Origin of the sequence: Nonomuraea sp. NPDC050328, from assembly GCF_044459405.1 — a bacterium.
In the GTDB taxonomy this organism is placed as follows: Bacteria; Actinomycetota; Actinomycetes; order Streptosporangiales; family Streptosporangiaceae; genus Nonomuraea.
Genome location: NZ_JBITIW010000002.1, coordinates 60,166 through 77,306, shown reverse-complemented (window position 1 = coordinate 77,306; position 17,141 = coordinate 60,166). Strand labels below are relative to the sequence as shown.

Sequence of the window (17,141 nt, the reverse complement as noted above, 5' to 3'; positions counted from 1 at the left end):
GAGGAGATGGGTGAACGGCTACTGCGACCCCCGGTTCGCGAAGGTGCGCGAGGTTTTCGAGCAGGGCTTCACCGATGGGTCCGAGCTGGGGGCCGCGGTCGCGGTGTACCTGCGAGGGGAGCCGGTCGTGGATCTCTGGTACGGCACGGCGGACCGGCACACGGGCCGGGAGTGGGCGGAGGACACCCCGGCCTACGTGTACTCCTGCACCAAGGCGGTGACGGCGACCGTGCTGCTGATGCTGGTCGAGCGGGGGCTGGTCGAGGTCGGGGCGCCGGTGGCGACGTACTGGCCGGAGTTCGGGAAGCCGGAGATCACGGTCGAGCACGTGCTGAGCCATCAGGCGGGGCTGCCGGTGCTCGAAGGGGTGGTGCCGGTCGAGGAGTTCGAGAACCAGGCGGTCATCGCGGCGCGGCTTGCCGTACAAACGCCGTTGTGGGAGCCGGGGACTGCGCACGGGTATCACGCGCTGACCTACGGGTTCCTGGTGGGTGAGGTGGTGCGGCGGGTCACCGGGAAGTCGGTGGGCGAGCTGGTGGCGGCCGAGATCGCCGGGCCGTACGGGCTGGAGATGTGGCTGGGGGCGCCGGACGAGGTGATCGGGCGGGCGGCCCGGCTCACCGCCTCCGTCCGAGGCACCACCCCCGGTGGTCCCGCACCCACGACCCGGTCGGCCGTCTCCGGCCCCGGGGACGCAGCCGTGACCCGCCCCGCAGCGGCCACCGATGGGCCGGCTGGCGCGGTATCGGTGGGCGGCGGGTCGGCGGGGGCTGCGGTTGGGGGTGCTGGGGAAGGGCTGGTGGAGCGGATGGCGAGGGCGTTCGCTGATCCGCAGAGCCTGGTCAATCGGGCGCTGGGGAACCCCGACATGCAGAAGTTGCCCGGCGGGGCCAACCATCCGGTGATCATGCGGTCGGGGTGGCCGGCGGCGGGGATGGTGGCGACGGCGCGGGGGCTGGCGGGGTTCTACCGGGCGTTGCTCGCCGGGGAGATCCTCGCGCCCGAGACGCTCGCCGAGGCGATGCGGCGGCGGGTGCAGGGGCCCGATGAGGTGCTGCTGGTGGACAGTTCGTTCGGGCTGGGGTTCATGCGGCCGTCGATGGGGTTCCTGGTGCCGAGGGGCGGTGCGGAGGGGGCGTTCGGGCACACCGGGATGGGCGGGTTTCTGGGGCTGGGCGATGTGCGGCATGGCCTGGCTGTGGGGTACACGCCGAATCGGATGGCGAACGCAGCCTCGGGTGGGCTGCGGGCCTACCGGCTGCTGGAGGCGGTCTACGCGGCACTGTGATCCCGGCGGGTTCACTGCGTCGGCGCGCCTCCGATGGCGGAGTTCTCCTGGGGTCATTGCATCGTCACGCCGCCGCTCACGGAGAGGGTTTGGCCGGTGATGTAGGCGGCTCGGGGGGTGCACAGGTAGGCGACCAGGCCGGCGACGTCCTCCGGGGTGCCCAGGCGGCGCAGCGGGATGGTGCGGGTGAGCTTGTCGACCAGGCCGGGGTGCTGGTCGGAGACTCGGCGCAGCATGGGGGTGTCGGTGGGGCCGGGGCAGACGACGTTCGCGGTGATGCCGTCGCGGGCCACCTCTCTGGCCAGGGATTTGGCCAGGCCGAACAGTCCGGCCTTGGTGGCCGCGTAGGCGCCCTCACCGCCCGAGCCCGCGCGGGCGCCGTCGGAGGAGATGAACACCAGGCGGCCCCAGCCTCGGCGGGTCATCGACGGGAGCAGGAGCTTGGTGAGGAGCATGGGGCCGCGCAGGTTCACCTGCCACATGAGGTCCCAGGCGGCGGGGTCGGAGGTGGCGAAGGGTTCGACGACGGAGACGCCGGCGTTGTGGATCAGGATGTCGACGCCTTCGCCGGTCTGGGCGCAGAAGTGCTCGATGGAGTCGGGGTCCCGCAGGTCGAGGGGCAGAAAGCGGGGCATCAGGTCGGGGGCGGTGGGGGTGAGGTCGGCGACGATCACTTGGGCGCCGAGGGCGGTGAGGTCGCGGGTGATGGCGGTGCCGATGGCTCCGGCGCCGCCGGTGACGACGGCGGTGTGGCCGTCGAGGCGCAGGCCGTCCATCAAGCCGAGGCGCAGGCCGTCCATCAGCGGGTCACCTCGGCGGCGGACCAGTCGGCCAGGAGGGCGGCGGTGGTCGTACGGGTGGCCAGCAGCGAGACGGTGTGCTTGAGGACCGCGAGCGCGTACTCCCGGGGCACCCCAGACACCGCGTCCTCGACCACGGTGACCCGGTAGCCGAGGTTGACCGCTTCGAGGGCCAGCCCGGGGATGCCGAGGTTGAGCGAGACGCCGAGCGCGACGACGTGCCGGACGCCGAGGGCGCGCAGGCGGGCGTCGAGGGTGGTGCCGGTGAAGGGCGAGAAGCCGTGGTAACGCCGACTCTCCAGGTCGCCGGGCCCGAGCAGTTCGGGCAGGACGTCCACGGCCGGGGTGCCTTCGAGCATGTGCGCGGGGTCCCGGAGGAGGCGCACGATGAAGGGGCAGTTGTCGGTGTGGGTCCCGGCCCGGTCGACGCGGAAGGCGGCGGTGCAGTGCACGACCGGGATCCCGCGGGCACGGGCGGCGGTCAGCAGGGCGGCGGAGTTGGGGATCAGGCCAGGCCAGCACAGGTCCGGGAAGCTCCCGAGGACGCCGCGCTGCATCTCCATCACGAGGACCGCCACCGCGCCGCTCATCACAGTCTCCCTAGCGCTTGCTTGGCAACATCGCTCAGCCTAGCTCACGACTACATACCGTGAAATATGGACACTCGTGACAACCAACAGTGGGAGTGAGACCGTCGAATCCACGACGGGTGAACTCGCTTGGGGGTTGATCTTGGTCCCGGGGTACCGAGAAGTGCGGCAGCTGGGCGCCGGCCACACCGGCAGGGTGTTCCTCGCGACCTACCAGGAAACCGGCGCCTACGTGGCGATCAAGTACCTCAACGCCGCCCTGCGCCGCGACCCCGACTTCATGGCGCGGTACGCCGCCGACACCCCCCACCTGGTCGAACTCGACGACGAGAACGTGGTCCGCTTCTACGAGTACGTGGAGACCCCCACCCGCGCCGCCGTGGTGATGGAGCTGGTGGACGGCGTCTCCCTGCGCACCCTGCTGACCGAGCACGGCAGGACCGGCCCCGAAGCGGCCCTGGTGGTGCTGAAGGGCACGCTCCTGGCCCTGGCCGCCGCGCACGCGAAGGGCGTGGCGCACCGCGACGTCAAGCCGGAGAACGTGCTGGTCCAGGCGGACGGCACCAGCAAGCTGGGCGACTTCGGCGTGGTCGGCTACGTCGAGGAGCCGGACGTGCCTCAGGGCACCCCGGCCTACCTGGCCCCCGAGGCGTGGCGGCAGGGCGGCGGCAGCATGCGGGCCGACCTCTACGCGGCGGCGTGCCTGCTGTTCGAGTGCGTGATGGGCCGCGTGCCGTACCGAGGGAGCACCACGGAGGTGCGCGACAAGCACCTGGACGCGCCGGTGCCGCTCGAACTGGTCCCGGACACGCTGCGCGACCTGCTGCGCCGGGGGCTGGCGAAGGACCCGGCCGGCCGGTACGGCTCGGCCATCGAGTTCGCCGCCGAGCTGGAGGAGGACGCGCTCGCCGGCTACGGCCCGGACTGGGAGAAGCGCGGCAGGAGACACCTCGGGGAGCTGGCCACGATGCTGGCGCTGCGCTTCCCGCTGGCCGATCCGAGCGTGCGCGCCGATGCGGGGGCGGCGGAGACGGCGGTGCTCCGGCGGCGGCAGCGCACGTGGGTGAGCATGGTGCCGCGGATGCCGCCGCACCTGTGGATCGCGGGCGGGGCGGTGACCGCGATGCTGGTCGGGCTGCTGATCACCCGCGGGGACCTGCCGGAGGGGCCGTTCCTGATGCCGCCGCCGGAGTCACCGCACCAGATCGGCACGCATGTGCCGTCCGCGTCGCGGAGCGCGGCCTTACCGCCGGGGCAGAGCTCCGGGCCGACCAGGCGTACCCGTGTCCCCACGACGTCGACGCCGCCCGCGCGCCCTTCCGGGACCCGTCAGCCGACGTCGGATTCGGGCGGCGTGCCCACCCCGACCCAGGCGCGGCCCACGCCCACCCCTACGGCGAGCCGTACGCCGCCGGCCGGGCGTCCGGCGGTGCGCTCGGCGAGCATCACCCGGTGGAGCGGGACCACCGGGTCGGTGCGGGTGTCGGCCACCAACGGCGGGCCGGTGCGGCTCAAGGTGTCCTTCACCCGGCGGGAGGGCGAGCTGGCGGCGCAGATCGTGGCCACGCAGACGCACACGCTCACCGGTGAGACCGCCTACACCCGGACCATCTCCCACAACCTGGGCGAGGTGCCGTGCGGGCGGCGGGCGTGGTTCGGGATGACGGTGGCCACCGAGCCGGTCTCGGCCAACGGGCCGCAGGTGAGCGAGATCGCCGTCGACGGGCCGGCCTGCGCCACCCCGCACCTCAGCCCGCCGCCCCCGACCGCCGGGGCCAAGCCGACCTCCACCCAGCAGGAGGCCGCGGGCAGCCCCGACCTCGAGGCCGTCCGTCCCACGCCCTCCACGGACGCGGACGCCGCCCCCGACGTGAGCATCCCCCCGGAAGACTGACCCCCGGAAGCCCCAGAAGCCGGGAAGCCCGGGAAGCCCCGAAGGCCCCTCCAGCAGAACACCGCTCCCCCGCCCACCCGGCCCTTGTTCGCCAACCAAGCGTGCGCTAGCTTGGCAAGCGATGGACGCCTACTGGGCCGCCTGCGCGCGCGGCGAACTGCTGGTCCAGCGCTGCCTGTCCTGCGACCGCCGGGTCCACCTCCCCGCCGACGACTGCCCCTCCTGCGCCGGCGAGCTGCGTTTCGAGCCGGTCTCGGGCGAGGGCACGATCTGCACCTACACCGTCGTGCACCGCACCTTCGCCGAGGGGTTCGCCGTGCCGTACGTCCTGGCCTGGGTGGACCTGCCGGAAGGGGTCAGAGCCTTCGGCCAGGTCGTGGAGTGCCCGCCGGAACGGCTCAGGGTCGGCCTGCCGGTCCGCGTCACCTTCCTGGACGACCTGCCGCACTGGAGGCCCACATGAAGCTGGGGAACGTGCTCATCCCCGTCGCCGACCTGGACGAGGCGATCGCCTTCTACGGTCTGCCGGTCAAGTTCAGGGACGGCGACCGCTTCGCCGCGCTCGACGGCGGCGGCGTCACCGTCGCGCTGGCCGGGCCGGGCGAGCACCTGCTGCCGGCCGCCGCCCCCGCCTACAAGGTCACCGGCCTGGAGCAGGCCGTGGCCGGTTTCGTGGCGCGCGGCGCGACGGTCGAGCGCGAGCCGGAGAGCGGCCCGCACGAGCTGCGGGCGGCGCTGCGCGACCCCGACGGCAACCTCTTCGTGCTGTACGAGACTTTCTGAAGAAGGCGGAGGCGTCCATGCGCAACCCCTACGGGAACTACGGTCACACGATCCTCACCGCGGGCGCGCTCCGCACGCCGGACCGCGTCGCGCTCACCTACTGCGGCGAGCAGTCCTTCACCTACGCGGAGCTGAACGCCGCGGTCAACCGCCGCGCCCACGCGCTGAGCGCGGCCGGGATCCGGCCCGGCCGGCGGGTGGCCGCTCTGCTCAACGAGACGCTCCAGGTCGCCCAGCTCTACCTCGCGCAGGCCAAGCTGGGCGTGGTCACCGCCGCGCTGAACCCGTACTGGCCGGTGGAGGTGCTGCGGGCCGTGGTGGCCGCCTCGGGCTGCACGGCCTTCGTGTACGACTCGACCGTGGCGGGCGTCGTCGAGCAGATCAGGCCGGGCCTGCCCGGCGTGACCACCTGGCTGGACGCCGCGGACCTCGACTCGGGCGACGAGTCGGAGCCGGAGCTGTCCGGCTTCCACGACGACCCGGTGGCGCTCTACTACACCTCCGGCACGAGCACCGGCCTGCCGAAGCCGGTGGTGCACACGCACGCCTCCTCGATCGCCACCGCGCAGATCTGGCTCGACGTGCCGCGGGCTGAGGACTCGGTCTTCGGCACCGGCGCGATCATCTGGGGCATCGGCTTCCCGGCGATCGTCGGGCCAGCGCTCTACGCGGGCATGCGGCTGGTGCTGGAGCAGGACTGGGGGCCGGCCAACTTCCTGCGCGTGGTGCCGCGCGAGCGGGTCACGCACGTCTCGCAGATCCCCAGCTTCTACGCCGCCCTGCTCGGCACGTCCGAGCACGAGGCGGCCGACCTGTCCTCGCTGCGCGTGATCATGCTCGGCGGCGAGCCGCTGACCGCGCCCATGCTCGCCCGCATCAAGGACCGCCTGCCGGACGCGGGCGTCTACTCCTACTACGGCCAGACCGAGGCGCCCTACACCTGCATGGGCCGGGTGGACGACGGCTCGACCCCGCTCGGCTCCTCCGGCCGGGCACGGACGGGCAACGCGGTGAAGATCACCGGTCCGGCGGGTGAGCGGCTGGTCGGGCAGACCGGCGAGATCAACCTGGCCGGGCCGCACCGCATGGCCGGCTACGACGGGCTGCCGGACAGGACCGCCGAGGTGCTGCGCGACGGCTGGTTCGTCGGCGGCGACCTCGGCGTCCTGACTGAGGACGGCGTGCTGACCGTGCTGGGCCGGCGCGAGGACGCCATCCTGAAGGGCGGCCGGTGGAGCCAGCCCGCCGCCGTGGAGGAGGCCGCCGCCGCGCTCGACGCGGTCGCCGAGGCCGGCGCCGTGGGCGTGCCCGCGCACGCCGAGGGCGGCGAGGCGGACGAGCAGAAGATCCTGGTGGCCGTGGTGCCGCGCGCCGGGCACTCGCTCGACCCCGCCAAGCTGGCCGTCGCCCTGGCCGAGACCCTCCCCGCGCACCAGCAGCCCGACCACATCGTCGTCGCCGAGTCGCTGCCGCACTTCGAGGACGCCTCGGGCGGCCCGGGCAAGCTGCTGCGCCGGGAGATCCGGGACCTGTATGGCCACCTGGTCTGAGCCGGAGGTCAAGGCGCTGCTGCGGGCGGCGGGGATCGCCGTCCCGCGCGGCGTGCGCACGCTGGAGGAGGTGGCCGGGCTCACCGAGCCGCTGGTCCTGAAGGCGGTCGGGCCGCTGCACAAGTCCGACGTCGGCGGCGTCCGGCTCGGCCTGAGCGCCGCCGAGGTGCCCGAGGCGCTGGCCGGGATGCGGGCGCGCGGCGTGCCCATGGACGGCTTCCTCGTCGAGGAGCAGGCCGCGCCGGGCGTCGAGCTCCTCGTCGGCCTGGTCCGCGACCCCGGTTTCGGTCCCGTCCTGGTCGCCGGGCTGGGCGGTGTCTGGGCGGAGCTGCTGCGTGACACCTCGCTCCGGCTCTGTCCCGTCTCGTACGGCGACGCCGAGGCGATGCTCGCCGAGCTGCGCGGCGCTCCGCTGCTGTCGGGCTATCGCGGCGGCGCGGCGGTCGACGTGGAGGCGGTGATCCGGCTCCTGCTGGCCGTGGGCGGGCCGGGCGGGTTGTGGGAGCGGCTGGACCTGGGCGAGTTCGAGCTGAACCCGGTCATCGCGAGCGCGTCGGGCGTGGTCGCCGTGGACGCCCGCTACCTGCCCGCTCCCGCGCCGGCTCGTGCGGAGCCGCCGGTCAGCGACTTCACCGCGCTCTTCGAGCCGCGCCGGGTCGCCGTGGTGGGCGCCTCCACGACCAGGCCAGGCTTCGGGAACATGTTCCTCGGCTTCTACCGGGACGCCGGGCTGCCGGTGGTGGCGGTGCATCCGACCGCGACCGAGGTGGACGGGGTGCCTGCCGTACCGACCCTGGAAGGGGTGGACTACGCGCTGGTCGCGGTGCCCGCCGAGCGCTGCCCCGACCTCGTACGGCAGGCGAGCGGCGTGCCGTACGTGCAGGTGATGAGCGGCGGCTTCGCCGAGGCCGGCCGGCCCGACCTGGAGGCCGAGCTGGCGTCGGCGGCCCGCGAGGCGGGCACCCGCCTGCTGGGCCCGAACTGCCTGGGCGTCTACTCCCCGCGCGGCCGGCAGACCTTCCTCGGCGGCGGGTTCGGCGAGCCCGGCGGCATCGCGCTGATCTCGCAGAGCGGCGGCCTGGCCGGCGAGGTGATCCGGGTCGGCGAGCAACGCGGCCTGCGCTTCGGCCGGGTGGCGACGGTGGGCAACTCGGCCGACGTGACCCCAGCCGAGCTGCTCGCCTGGCTGGCGCACGAGCCTGAGACCACGGCGATCGGCCTCTACCTGGAGGACCCGCGCGACGGCCGGGCCCTGGCCGAGGCGCTGGCGGGCTGCCGGGTGCCGGTGGCGCTGCTGGTCGGCGGGCGCACCGGGCAGGGCCGGCGGGCCGCGGCCTCGCACACCGGCGGGCTCGTCGGCGAGGGCCGGGTGTGGGAGGCGGTGGCCGCCCAGACCGGGACGGCGCTGGTGGGCAGCCAGGACGAGCTGATCGGCGCGCTGCTGTACTTCCAGGCCCACGCGCACGCCACGGGCGGCGACGGCGTGCTGGTGGTGGGGCCGAGCGGCGGGGCGAGCGTGCTGGCCGCCGACGCCTTCGACCGCGCCGGGCTCGCCCTCGGCCCCCTGCCCGAGGCGGTCCTGCCCGCCCTGCGCGCGCTGGGCCTGGGCGCCGGCAGTTCCCTCGCCAACCCGCTGGAGATCCCGGTCGGCCCCCGGGCCAGGCCGGACCTGGTACGGGAGACCATCGAAACGATCCTGCGCCATCACGCCTACCGCGACGTGGTGGCGCACGTGAACGTGCAGAGCTTCTTCACCTACGGCGACGCCGCCGAACCCCTCTACGCCTACGCCGGCCACCTGGCCAAGGTCACCGGCGCCCGGCTCACCCTGGTCACCCGCAACGCCGAGGTCGCGCCGGCCGGCGTCGAGCAGCGCGTGCGGGAGCTCGTCGCGGGCGTGCCCGTCTACCGGTCGATGGAGGCGGCGGCCGCGGCCGTCGCCGCGGGAAGGAGCATCTGATGGGACTGCTGGACGGCAAGGTGGCGCTGGTCACCGGCGGAGCCAGGGGCATGGGCGAGGCGCACGTGCGGCTCTTCCTGCGGGAGGGCGCCCAGGTGGTCTTCGGCGACGTCCTGGAGGCGGAGGGCAAGGCGCTGGCCGCCGAGACCGGGGCGCTGTTCGTCCGGCACGACGTGACCCGGCCCGAGGAGTGGGAGCGCGCGGTCGGCGCGGTGGTCGAGGCGCACGGCCGGCTCGACGTGCTGGTGAACAACGCGGGGATCCTGAAGTTCGCCACCATCGAGGAGATGGCGGTCGAGGACTTCGACCGGGTGCTGAACGTCAACCTGCGCGGCGCGTGGCTGGGGATCAAGGCGGCGATCGGGCCCATGCGCGCGGCCGGGCGCGGCTCGATCGTGAACATCTCCTCCATCGAGGGCTTCATCGGGGCGGCCGGGCTGTCGGCGTACTCGGCCTCCAAGTTCGCGCTGCGCGGACTGACCAAGGCCGCCGCGCGGGAGCTGGCGCAGGACAAGATCCGGGTGAACAGCGTGCACCCCGGGGCGGTCAACACCGCGATGGCCGCCGATCCGGCGGTGGCGGCGGCGATCGACCTGGAGGCCTTCGCCCGGTCGATGGTGATCAAGCGCTTCGCCCGGCCGGAGGAGGTCTCGCACCTGGTCGCGTTCCTGGCCTCCGACCGGTCGAGCTACTGCACCGGCAGCGAGTTCACCGTGGACGGCGGTCTCACCACCGGCGCGGGCTACTAGCCGGCGCTCAGGTCAGGCCGAGCTTGGCCGCGCGCACCCCGGCCTGGAAGCGGCTCCCGGCCCCGAGCAGGGCGGTCAGCTCGCCGACCACGCGGGTGACCGTACGCGGGGAGACGCCGAGCGCGCGGGCGATGGCGTCGTCCTTGGAACCGGAGGCGAGCAGGCGCAGGACCGCGCGCTGCTGCTCGGTCAGGTCGTCGCCGACAGCGGCGCGCGGCACGTCCTTGGGCTCGGCGGCGGTCATCCAGCAGTAGTCGAAGAGCGCGGCCAGGGAGGCGACCAGCAGGCGGCCCTCGATCAGCAGCGCCCCGGCCGCGATGTCGCCGGGCACGGCCTCGACGACGGCGAGGACGCGGTCGATCACGATCATCCGGACCGGCACGACGGCCGAGGTGCGCACCTCCACGCCCACGTCGAGCATGCCCTGGATGTGCTCGCGCGCCAGCGGCACGTGCAACTGGCCCTGGGTGTGCAGGTTGCGGACCCGCACCCCGCGCCCGACCGCCTCGGCGTCCTCCGCGCGCGAGCGGGCCAGCCGCTTCGGCGACCAGCGGTGCCACGGGTACGGCGGGTGCATGCTCATGATCTCTTCGGTGCTGCGCGCGGTCGCCGCGCGCAGCCTGGTGCGCATGGCCTCGGTCTCGGTCCTGGTCCCGGGGTAGAAGTCCACCCGGACGTGCTCGTTGTCGCCGCCGGTCAGGCTCACGTAGTCGGTGAGCGCCCGCGAGGCGGCCCGCTGCTCGGCCAGCCGCCCGAGCAGGTCCTCACCGCCCGCCAGCATGCGGCGCAGCGCCGCCATGGCGTCGACGGCGACCTCCGCGCCCGGGTCGAGCAGGCCGAGTTCCGCCAGCCGCGCCCGGACCTGAGCGGTCTCGGCGGGGCGCAGCCCCAGCTCGCTCGCGGCCTCGGCGAAGGACAGGCTCCGCTCCCACATCCGCGCGTAGACCTGCCGGACCGTGCGTTCCTCGACCACATCGCTCCCTGTCCGCTTTCCGCCGTGGCGGGAAGCGGAAGCCCGTAGAAGTAGTGCCTTTCGCCGGCCGTACGGCAGGCTCTCAGCAGGGTAGGACGCGGCGTTCGCGGCCTTATACCCAACCCCTGTACGGCACCCACGGAGGAGCTTATGATCACACTTGAGCACAGCCTGGTCACCTACCGTGTCACCGGCCTGCGGGCCGGCGCCTGCGCGCACTGCGTGGAGACGGTGAGGCGGGAACTGGCGGCGATCCCCGGGGTCGTCGGGGTGGACGTCAACGCGGCCCTGGGCCGGGTGAGCGTCCTGACCGACGGGCCGGTCGAGGAGAGCTTCGTGCTGGCGGCGATCGAGGACGCCGGCTGCGAGGCCGGCCGCGTGCCGGTCTGGCACAGCTAGACGGGCGGCGCCGGGTTCAGCGGCGGCGGCGCTTGGCCACCTCGTCCGGGTCGATGGCGGTCCAGCCGGCGGCGAGCTCCAGGGAGGGCGTCCGGCCGCTGACCACGTGCCTCAGCGCCACGGCCGCCGCCCGCTCGGCCGCCCCGGCGGCGATCGCGTCGAACAGCTCGTGGTGCTCGGCGCACTGGCGGGCCTGGTCGCGCTCGAAGGTCAGCCGGAACAGCCAGCGCAGCCGCGCCTCCAGCGGGCCCATGAGCTCCACCAGCAGCGCGTTGCCCGAGGCCGCCACCACGGCGGAGTGGAACACGGCGTTGGCCCGCGCGATGGCCCCGGCCTCGCCGCGGGCGGTCGCCGCGTCGGCCTCGGCCAGGGCGGCACGCAGGCGGGCCAGCGCCTCTTGGTCGGCCCGGCCCGCGGCCAGCCGGGCGGCCAGCACCTCCAGGCTCTCGCGCACGTCGAAGAAGTCGGCCACGTCGGCCGGGGTGAACGGGCTGACCAGCACGCCCTTGCGCGGCACGACCACGACCAGCCGCTCGGCCTCCAGGCGGCGCAGCGCCTCGCGCACCGGGATCCGCGAGACGCCGTGCTCGGTGGCCAGGTCGCGCTCGACCAGCCGCTCGCCGGGCTGGAGCACACCCTCGACGATGTGCTCCTTCAGCGTCTCGTAGACCGTTGACATGGGATAACGGTATACCGCGATCAGCGCCAGGAGGTCGGCGTGATGAACAGGCCGCTCGCCTCGACCAGCGGGGTGCCGTCGGGCAGCGCGAGGCGGCCCTCGGCCCACGTCTTGCGGCCCTCGGAGCGGGTGTGCTCCGCCGTCGCCAGGAGCGGCCTGCCGTACGGCACGAGCCGCAGGTAGCGCAGCGTGAGGGTGCCGGTCATCCCGGCGAAGCCGGCGTGCGCGACCGCCTGGCCGAGCAGGTGGTCGAGGATCATGGCGCTGATGCCGCCGTGCACGCCGTCCGGCGGGCCCTCGTGCAGCGGGCGGAAGACCACCTCCGCACGGGCGCCCCGGTCGCCGAGCTCGACGACGAGCGGGAGGGCGTGCGGGTTCGCGCCGCCGGTGACCGCGTTGCCGAGGTGGCGGAGCGAGCCGTCGGGCGCGATCTCGAACGGCTGCGGGCTCGTGCGGGCGCGGGCGCCCAGGCGGGCGGTGAGCTCGGCGAGCGCGGCGGTGACCGCGGCCAGTTCGCCCTCCTCGACGTCGGTGAGCGCGACGGCGTCCATCAGGTCGCGGGTCTGCTGGGCGAGCACGCAGTGGGCGGCCAGGCGGGACTCGGGGGTGAGCTCCATGGTCATGGCCTCATTCTAGAACGCGTTCTACCGAATCGGGTTCGGAACATGGGTCGCAGGGGTCACAGGTAGATCTTTTGTGATTTTCCAGCTAATTTCCGGCATATCTGGCAAGCTCTTGACCTGCGGTTATCCCCCATGCTCGGCCATGGGACTTTCTTGGTTCTTGCTTGACCTGGTGTTTCGTCCAGGTAGCCTCCCGAATCACGGAAGTCACAGGCTGCCCGGAAGGTCCCCCACACCTCGATGACCCCAGAGATGCAAAAGTACATCGAGCTCCTGGAAAGCGAGCTCGGGTACGCCGAGAAGGCCGGCGCGTACACCAAGTTCGGCGACTGGTACGGGAAGAACGTCGAGTTCGACGCCGACTACACCTCCGCCCCCTGGTGCGACATGTACCTCTCCTGGGCCGCGCACAAGCTCGGCTACGAGGAGTGGATCGGGCAGTTCGCCTGGACCGTCGCGCACGCCGAATGGTTCAAGGAGCAGGGCGCCTGGGGCACCAAGCCCAAGCCCGGCGCGTTCGTCTTCTACGACTGGAGCGGCTCCGACGAGATCGACAACATCGACCACGTCGGCATCGTCACCCGGGTCGAGGGCGGGCGCATCCACACCATCGAGGGCAACATCGACGGCGGCGTCGCCAAGCGCAAGGAACGCGCCACCGACAAGGTCGTGGGGTACGGCTACCCGGAGAAGATCAAGGCCAGGCTCGACGCCGAGGCCGCTCCGCAGCAGCAGGAAGGCACCCTGCCGCCGGACACCGTCCTCGACCAGCAGGGCCTCACGAACGACCTGACCGCGCGCATCCCGCGGGTCAACCAGGCCCCGGAGAGCGCCGAGCCGGCCGCCGACCCGGCCCCGGTGACCGCCGCCGCCCCCAAGGCCGCCCCCTCCGCCGGCCCTTCCGCCGCCGCGCCCGCCTCGGGCACCGCGACGGGCGCCTCCGGGGCCCCGGCCTCGGGGGGCGCCAAGAAGGGCAAGCACGCCAAGCCCGGCAGCGCCGAGACCGTCGCCCCCGCGCAGGAGGCGATCACCCAGCCGCTGCCCGCCGTGGTGGACGCCGCCGCGCACACCCCGGTCATGCCCACGCTGGACAGCCCGGCCCTGGTGGGCACGGCCGTTGTCGCCGCCCTGGCGGTGCTCGCGGTGGCCAAGACCCGGCAGATGCGGCTGCGGCTGGCCGCCGCCGGTCCGCTCGCGCCCGAGACGCCCGTCCGCGGCCGCCGTCGCCGCAAGCCCGCCACGGCCCGCCGGGCCGTCCCCGAGCTGGCCACCACCATTCCGGCCGAGCTGGCCACCACCGACCCGGCCACCCTGTCGGCCGGCGACCTGGCCGCCCTCACCGCGACCGACCTCACCCCCGCCGACCTCACCCCCGCCGACCTGGCCGGTGCCGGGGCGGTGGCCTCGGGCGGGCCCGCGGTCGAGCTGTCGGCGGCCGATCGGGCCCTGCTGGACACGGCCGGGACGCCGGACATCTCCACCCTGGAGACGCCCGTGCTGGCCGACCTCGCCCCGCTGGACCTGTCCCGCCTGCGGGCCCCGGTGTTCTCCGCCCCCGTCCCAGAGGACGTGGCCGACGACGGGGCCGACGACGGGGCCGCGCCGGCCGAGACCACCGCGACGTTCGACGCCTTCGGGGCGGCCAGCGGACGCGGCACCTCGTTCCGGAGGCTCGACGCCGACGACCTGGCCCCGGTCCTGCCCAGGAGCGAGGAGGCGGCCTCCGCCTACCGGGGCCGCCGCCGCAAGCGCGCCGACCACCCGGCCGAGGAGCGCGCCCCGTTCCAGGCCAGCGTGCCGCCCCGGGGCCGCCGCCACCGCCTCCTGGACCACGCACCGGACACCACCACCCCGCGCGACTCCCGCCACCCGCAGCACCCGCACGACTCCCGCCGGGCCGAGCGGGCCGAGCGGGCGGGCGCGGACGGGTTCCGGCAGGACGCCCCGTTGCGGGGCCGCCGCCACCGAGCCCTCAGCCCGTCGAGCTGACCGGCCCCTCCGGGGTCCGGGCGACGCCGTACTCGGCCGCGAAGGCGGCCAGCCGGGCCACCGCGTCCCGGCTGCGCCGCCATGGCCGCACGATGAGCCGCTCGACCCCGAGCGCCGCCCATCGCCCGACCTCCTCGGGCGAGGCCAGTTCGTAGGCGTGCGCGGTGACCGGCACCGCCCCGAGCCGGGCCAGTTGCGGCCGGATCGACTCCAGGGTGTGCGGCATGCTGAGCCACCCGTCGCAGGCGGCCGAGCCCGCCCGCCGGAGCGCCGCGGCCGACTCCCCTCCGGCCAGCACCGGCAGCCGCGCCTGCACCGGTTTGGGCTCGAAGGCGACCTCGTCGAACCCGTAGAACCGCCCCCGGTGCGCGATCAGCGGCTCGGTCCACAACCGCCGGGCCACCTCCAGCGCCTCGTCCAGCCGGGCTCCGCGCTCGGCGAAGGGCACCCCGGCGGCGTCCCACTCGCCGCGGTACCACCCGGCGCCCACCCCGCACACGGCCCGCCCGCCGGACACCACGTCCAGCGTGGCGAACGCCCTGGCGGACACCAGCGGGTGCCGCAGGGCGAACAGGTGCACCGCGGTCCCGAGCCGCACGTGCCGGGTCAGCCCGGCCAGCCAGCAGAGGTAGGCGGGCGCGTCGAACAGCGGCGTGCCGGGCCGGATCCCCGGATCGGACGAGCCCGGATAGACCGAGGCGCCCAGATCGGTGCCGAACACCAGGTGTTCCGGCAGCCAGACCGACTCGAAGCCCAGCTCGTCGGCCGCCACCGCGACGTCCCGCCAGGCCGCCGGATGGACCAGCCCGAGCGGCACCCCGTACTTCACGGCCACCGCCCCTCGCCGTTCGCGGAGCCCGGCAGCAGCTCCCGGATCCGCGCCCGGTGCTCGGCCGAGCTGCCGTGCGCCGCCGACAGGGCCCAGACGCGGGTCAGCCAGTGCCGCAGGGGCAGCTCGTGGGTGTAGCCGATCGCCCCGTGCACCTGCAGCGCGCTCCCGGCGGCCAGTTCGGCGGCCTCGCCCGCCGCCGCCTTGGCCGCGCTGACGTCCCGCTCCCCCAGGGACAGCGCCGCCCGCCACACCAGGGGCGCGGCGAACTCCACCGCGAGGGCCACGTCCGCCAGGCGGTGCTTGACCGCCTGGAACGAGCCGATCGGGCGGCCGAACTGCACCCGCTGCCGCGCGTACTCGACCGAGGTGGCCAGCAGGTGCCGTGCCAGGCCGAGGAGCTGGGCCGCCGTCGCCACGGTGAGCGCCCGCCACATGTCCGGTACGGCGACGCCGCCCGTCCCGGTCGCCTCGACCTCGAACAGAGGGCGCCCGGGGTCGGCCGACGGGTGCGGCGCCAGCCGTACCGACTGGGGGGAGAGCACCGCCGCCGAGCCCGCGGGCCCGGCGAGGACGAGCAGGTCGGCCAGGTCCGCGTCGGCGACGCGGGCCGCCCCGGCGGCCACCCGCAGCTCTCCCGCCGCGACCCGCGCCAGCTCACCCCCGCCCAGCACGTACGGCGAAGCCACCAGCGTGTCGATCACCGGCCCGGCCACGCACGCCCGCCCGGCCTCCTCCACCGCGGGCAACGCGTCGGCCAGCCGCAATCCCAGCCCGCCGTGCGCCTCGGGCACGAGCAGCCCGAAGAACCCCGCGCCGGCCAGCCGCGCCCACGCCTTGTCCCCCCGCACCCCGTGCTCGGCGGCGAGCACCTCCCGCACGAGCGCGGCGAAGGCGAGCTGGTCGTCGGTGAAGGCGAAGTTCATCGCGGCAGCCCCAGCACCCGCTCGGCGATGATGCCGCGCTGGATCTCGTTCGTCCCGGCGTAGATCGGCCCGGCGAGCGCGAACAGGAAGCCGTCGAACCAGGGCGTCCCGGCGGCCCGCTCGCCGAGCAGGTCGCGGGCCAGCGCGTGCATGCGCAGGTCGAGCTCCGACCAGAAGACCTTGCCGAGGCTGGCCGCCGGCCCGATCTCCGCACCCGCCATCAGCCGCCGCGCGGTGGCGAAGGTGTGCAGGCGGTAGGCCTCGGCGTCGATCCAGCAGCGGGCGGCCCGGTCGGCCAGCACGGGGTCGGCTCCGGCGGCCAGCTCGACCAGGCGGTCGGCGGTCGCCAGGAAGCGGCCGGGGCTGCGCAGGCTGAGGCCGCGTTCGGAGGAGGTGGTGGCCATGGCGATGCGCCAGCCCTCGCCGGGCTCGCCGACGACCATCGAGTCCGGGACGAACAGGCCGTCGAAGCGGAGTTCGGCGAAGCCGTGCTCGCCGTCGAGCTGGGCGATGGGCCGGACCTCGACCTCCGGCTCGTCCAGCGGGAACAGGAAGTAGGTCAGGCCGCGGTGGCGTTCGCCGGAGGTGCGGAAGAGGCCGAAGCCGTGGCTGGCGTAAGCGGCTCGCGAGCTCCACGTCTTGTGCCCGGTGAGCCGCCAGCCGCCCGGGACGCGCTCGGCGCGGGCGGTCAGGGCGGCCAGGTCGCTGCCGGCCTCGGGCTCCGACCAGGCCTGGGCCCAAATCTCGTCGGCTCGGGCCATGCCGGGCAGCCAGCGGGCGCGCTGGCCGGGGGTGCCGAAGGCGAAGAGCGTGGGGGCCAGCAGGACGATGCCGTTCTGGCTGACCCGGCCGGGTGCGGCGGCGGCCCAGTACTCCTCCTCGAAGACGAGCCACTCGATCAGGCTCGCGCCGCGCCCGCCGTACTCGACCGGCCAGGAGACCGCCGACAGGCGGGCGGCGGCGAGCTCGGCCTCCCAGGCGCGGTGGGCCCGGAATCCGGCGGCGGTGTCCATGGAGGGCAGGACGCCGGGGTGGTGGGCGGCCAGCCAGTCGCGCACCTCGGCGCGGAAGTCCTGCTCGGCCGGGGTGAAGTCGAGATCCACTCAACC

General features: G+C 74.5%; 17 protein-coding genes. 9 read left to right on the top strand and 8 right to left on the bottom strand.

Features of this window, described 5'->3' with window-relative positions; translation table 11 throughout:
- The first annotated feature begins 10 nt into the window (after positions 1 to 10).
- Positions 11 to 1,288, top strand: a complete 1,278-nt coding sequence (locus tag ACIBG7_RS06465; protein WP_397335403.1) for a serine hydrolase domain-containing protein — start codon at positions 11 to 13, stop codon at positions 1,286 to 1,288.
- A 53-nt stretch (positions 1,289 to 1,341) separates the two neighbouring features.
- Here the strand turns inward: ACIBG7_RS06465 and ACIBG7_RS06460 are convergent, their stop codons facing one another.
- Positions 1,342 to 2,088: an SDR family NAD(P)-dependent oxidoreductase gene (locus ACIBG7_RS06460; RefSeq protein ID WP_397335402.1), complete on the bottom strand. Its 747-nt coding sequence runs from the start codon at positions 2,086 to 2,088 to the stop codon at positions 1,342 to 1,344.
- The gene (locus tag ACIBG7_RS06455) at positions 2,088 to 2,678 is read right to left on the bottom strand and encodes a cysteine hydrolase (RefSeq protein WP_397335401.1); all 591 of its coding nucleotides are present in this window, start codon (positions 2,676 to 2,678) and stop codon (positions 2,088 to 2,090) included. Before ACIBG7_RS06455 ends, ACIBG7_RS06460 begins: the two co-directional genes overlap by 1 nt.
- Positions 2,679 to 2,841: 163 nt before the next feature.
- Here ACIBG7_RS06455 and ACIBG7_RS06450 point away from each other — a divergent pair, with 163 nt between their 5' ends.
- From ACIBG7_RS06450 to ACIBG7_RS06425, 6 genes are all read left to right on the top strand, one after another.
- Positions 2,842 to 4,572 (top strand): protein kinase, encoded by a 1,731-nt coding sequence (locus ACIBG7_RS06450; protein WP_357932924.1) that lies wholly within the window; start codon positions 2,842 to 2,844, stop codon positions 4,570 to 4,572.
- Positions 4,573 to 4,693: 121 nt separating this feature from the next.
- A complete protein-coding gene (locus ACIBG7_RS06445; protein WP_397335400.1) occupies positions 4,694 to 5,035 on the top strand; it encodes a Zn-ribbon domain-containing OB-fold protein in 342 nt (113 codons plus the stop codon).
- Positions 5,032 to 5,355, top strand: a complete 324-nt coding sequence (locus ACIBG7_RS06440; RefSeq protein WP_357932929.1) for a VOC family protein — start codon at positions 5,032 to 5,034, stop codon at positions 5,353 to 5,355. The genes ACIBG7_RS06445 and ACIBG7_RS06440 overlap by 4 nt, the downstream gene beginning before the upstream one ends.
- Before the next feature lie 17 nt (positions 5,356 to 5,372).
- A complete protein-coding gene (locus tag ACIBG7_RS06435) occupies positions 5,373 to 6,905 on the top strand; it encodes a class I adenylate-forming enzyme family protein (RefSeq protein ID WP_397335399.1) in 1,533 nt (510 codons plus the stop codon).
- Positions 6,889 to 8,865, top strand: coding sequence for an acetate--CoA ligase family protein (locus ACIBG7_RS06430; protein WP_397335398.1), 1,977 nt, complete (start codon positions 6,889 to 6,891; stop codon positions 8,863 to 8,865). Before ACIBG7_RS06435 ends, ACIBG7_RS06430 begins: the two co-directional genes overlap by 17 nt.
- Positions 8,865 to 9,614, top strand: coding sequence for a glucose 1-dehydrogenase (locus ACIBG7_RS06425; RefSeq protein WP_397335397.1), 750 nt, complete (start codon positions 8,865 to 8,867; stop codon positions 9,612 to 9,614). The genes ACIBG7_RS06430 and ACIBG7_RS06425 overlap by 1 nt, the downstream gene beginning before the upstream one ends.
- Before the next feature lie 7 nt (positions 9,615 to 9,621).
- On the opposite strand, the gene ACIBG7_RS06420 is transcribed toward ACIBG7_RS06425, so the two are convergent.
- Positions 9,622 to 10,587, bottom strand: coding sequence for a helix-turn-helix transcriptional regulator (locus ACIBG7_RS06420; protein ID WP_357932940.1), 966 nt, complete (start codon positions 10,585 to 10,587; stop codon positions 9,622 to 9,624).
- 150 nt (positions 10,588 to 10,737) lie between these two features.
- Here ACIBG7_RS06420 and ACIBG7_RS06415 point away from each other — a divergent pair, with 150 nt between their 5' ends.
- Positions 10,738 to 10,986 (top strand): heavy metal-associated domain-containing protein, encoded by a 249-nt coding sequence (locus ACIBG7_RS06415; protein WP_357932942.1) that lies wholly within the window; start codon positions 10,738 to 10,740, stop codon positions 10,984 to 10,986.
- A 16-nt stretch (positions 10,987 to 11,002) separates the two neighbouring features.
- Here the strand turns inward: ACIBG7_RS06415 and ACIBG7_RS06410 are convergent, their stop codons facing one another.
- Positions 11,003 to 11,665 (bottom strand): GntR family transcriptional regulator, encoded by a 663-nt coding sequence (locus ACIBG7_RS06410; RefSeq protein ID WP_397335396.1) that lies wholly within the window; start codon positions 11,663 to 11,665, stop codon positions 11,003 to 11,005.
- 20 nt (positions 11,666 to 11,685) lie between these two features.
- Positions 11,686 to 12,288, bottom strand: coding sequence for a PaaI family thioesterase (locus ACIBG7_RS06405; RefSeq protein ID WP_397335395.1), 603 nt, complete (start codon positions 12,286 to 12,288; stop codon positions 11,686 to 11,688).
- A 252-nt stretch (positions 12,289 to 12,540) separates the two neighbouring features.
- Between ACIBG7_RS06405 and ACIBG7_RS06400 the strand changes: the two genes are divergently transcribed.
- Positions 12,541 to 14,277, top strand: a complete 1,737-nt coding sequence (locus tag ACIBG7_RS06400; protein ID WP_397335394.1) for a CHAP domain-containing protein — start codon at positions 12,541 to 12,543, stop codon at positions 14,275 to 14,277.
- Here ACIBG7_RS06400 and ACIBG7_RS06395 read toward each other — a convergent pair.
- Genes ACIBG7_RS06395 through ACIBG7_RS06385 form a run of 3 tightly spaced genes read right to left on the bottom strand, consistent with a single transcriptional unit; the run spans position 14,261 to position 17,135 of the window.
- The gene (locus ACIBG7_RS06395; protein ID WP_357932954.1) at positions 14,261 to 15,106 is read right to left on the bottom strand and encodes a TIGR03619 family F420-dependent LLM class oxidoreductase; all 846 of its coding nucleotides are present in this window, start codon (positions 15,104 to 15,106) and stop codon (positions 14,261 to 14,263) included. The two genes, ACIBG7_RS06400 and ACIBG7_RS06395, sit on opposite strands and share 17 nt — an antisense overlap.
- Complete coding sequence (locus ACIBG7_RS06390; protein WP_397335393.1) at positions 15,103 to 16,032, bottom strand: acyl-CoA dehydrogenase family protein; 930 nt, start codon at positions 16,030 to 16,032, stop codon at positions 15,103 to 15,105. Before ACIBG7_RS06390 ends, ACIBG7_RS06395 begins: the two co-directional genes overlap by 4 nt.
- Positions 16,029 to 17,135, bottom strand: coding sequence for an acyl-CoA dehydrogenase family protein (locus ACIBG7_RS06385; protein ID WP_357932959.1), 1,107 nt, complete (start codon positions 17,133 to 17,135; stop codon positions 16,029 to 16,031). Before ACIBG7_RS06385 ends, ACIBG7_RS06390 begins: the two co-directional genes overlap by 4 nt.
- Between the last annotated feature and the right edge of the window lie 6 nt (positions 17,136 to 17,141).

Bases quoted from the DNA above. Each gene is read 5' to 3' on its own strand.
- ACIBG7_RS06445 (WP_397335400.1), top strand. From the start codon at position 4,694: ATGGACGCCTACTGGGCCGCCTGCGCGCGCGGCGAACTGCTGGTCCAG.
- ACIBG7_RS06460 (WP_397335402.1), bottom strand. From the start codon at position 2,088: ATGGACGGCCTGCGCCTCGGCTTGATGGACGGCCTGCGCCTCGACGGC.
- ACIBG7_RS06410 (WP_397335396.1), bottom strand. From the start codon at position 11,665: ATGTCAACGGTCTACGAGACGCTGAAGGAGCACATCGTCGAGGGTGTG.
- ACIBG7_RS06430 (WP_397335398.1), top strand. From the start codon at position 6,889: ATGGCCACCTGGTCTGAGCCGGAGGTCAAGGCGCTGCTGCGGGCGGCG.
- ACIBG7_RS06405 (WP_397335395.1), bottom strand. From the start codon at position 12,288: ATGACCATGGAGCTCACCCCCGAGTCCCGCCTGGCCGCCCACTGCGTG.
- ACIBG7_RS06425 (WP_397335397.1), top strand. From the start codon at position 8,865: ATGGGACTGCTGGACGGCAAGGTGGCGCTGGTCACCGGCGGAGCCAGG.
- ACIBG7_RS06440 (WP_357932929.1), top strand. From the start codon at position 5,032: ATGAAGCTGGGGAACGTGCTCATCCCCGTCGCCGACCTGGACGAGGCG.
- ACIBG7_RS06435 (WP_397335399.1), top strand. From the start codon at position 5,373: ATGCGCAACCCCTACGGGAACTACGGTCACACGATCCTCACCGCGGGC.
- ACIBG7_RS06400 (WP_397335394.1), top strand. From the start codon at position 12,541: ATGCAAAAGTACATCGAGCTCCTGGAAAGCGAGCTCGGGTACGCCGAG.
- ACIBG7_RS06455 (WP_397335401.1), bottom strand. From the start codon at position 2,678: ATGAGCGGCGCGGTGGCGGTCCTCGTGATGGAGATGCAGCGCGGCGTC.
- ACIBG7_RS06415 (WP_357932942.1), top strand. From the start codon at position 10,738: ATGATCACACTTGAGCACAGCCTGGTCACCTACCGTGTCACCGGCCTG.
- ACIBG7_RS06390 (WP_397335393.1), bottom strand. From the start codon at position 16,032: ATGAACTTCGCCTTCACCGACGACCAGCTCGCCTTCGCCGCGCTCGTG.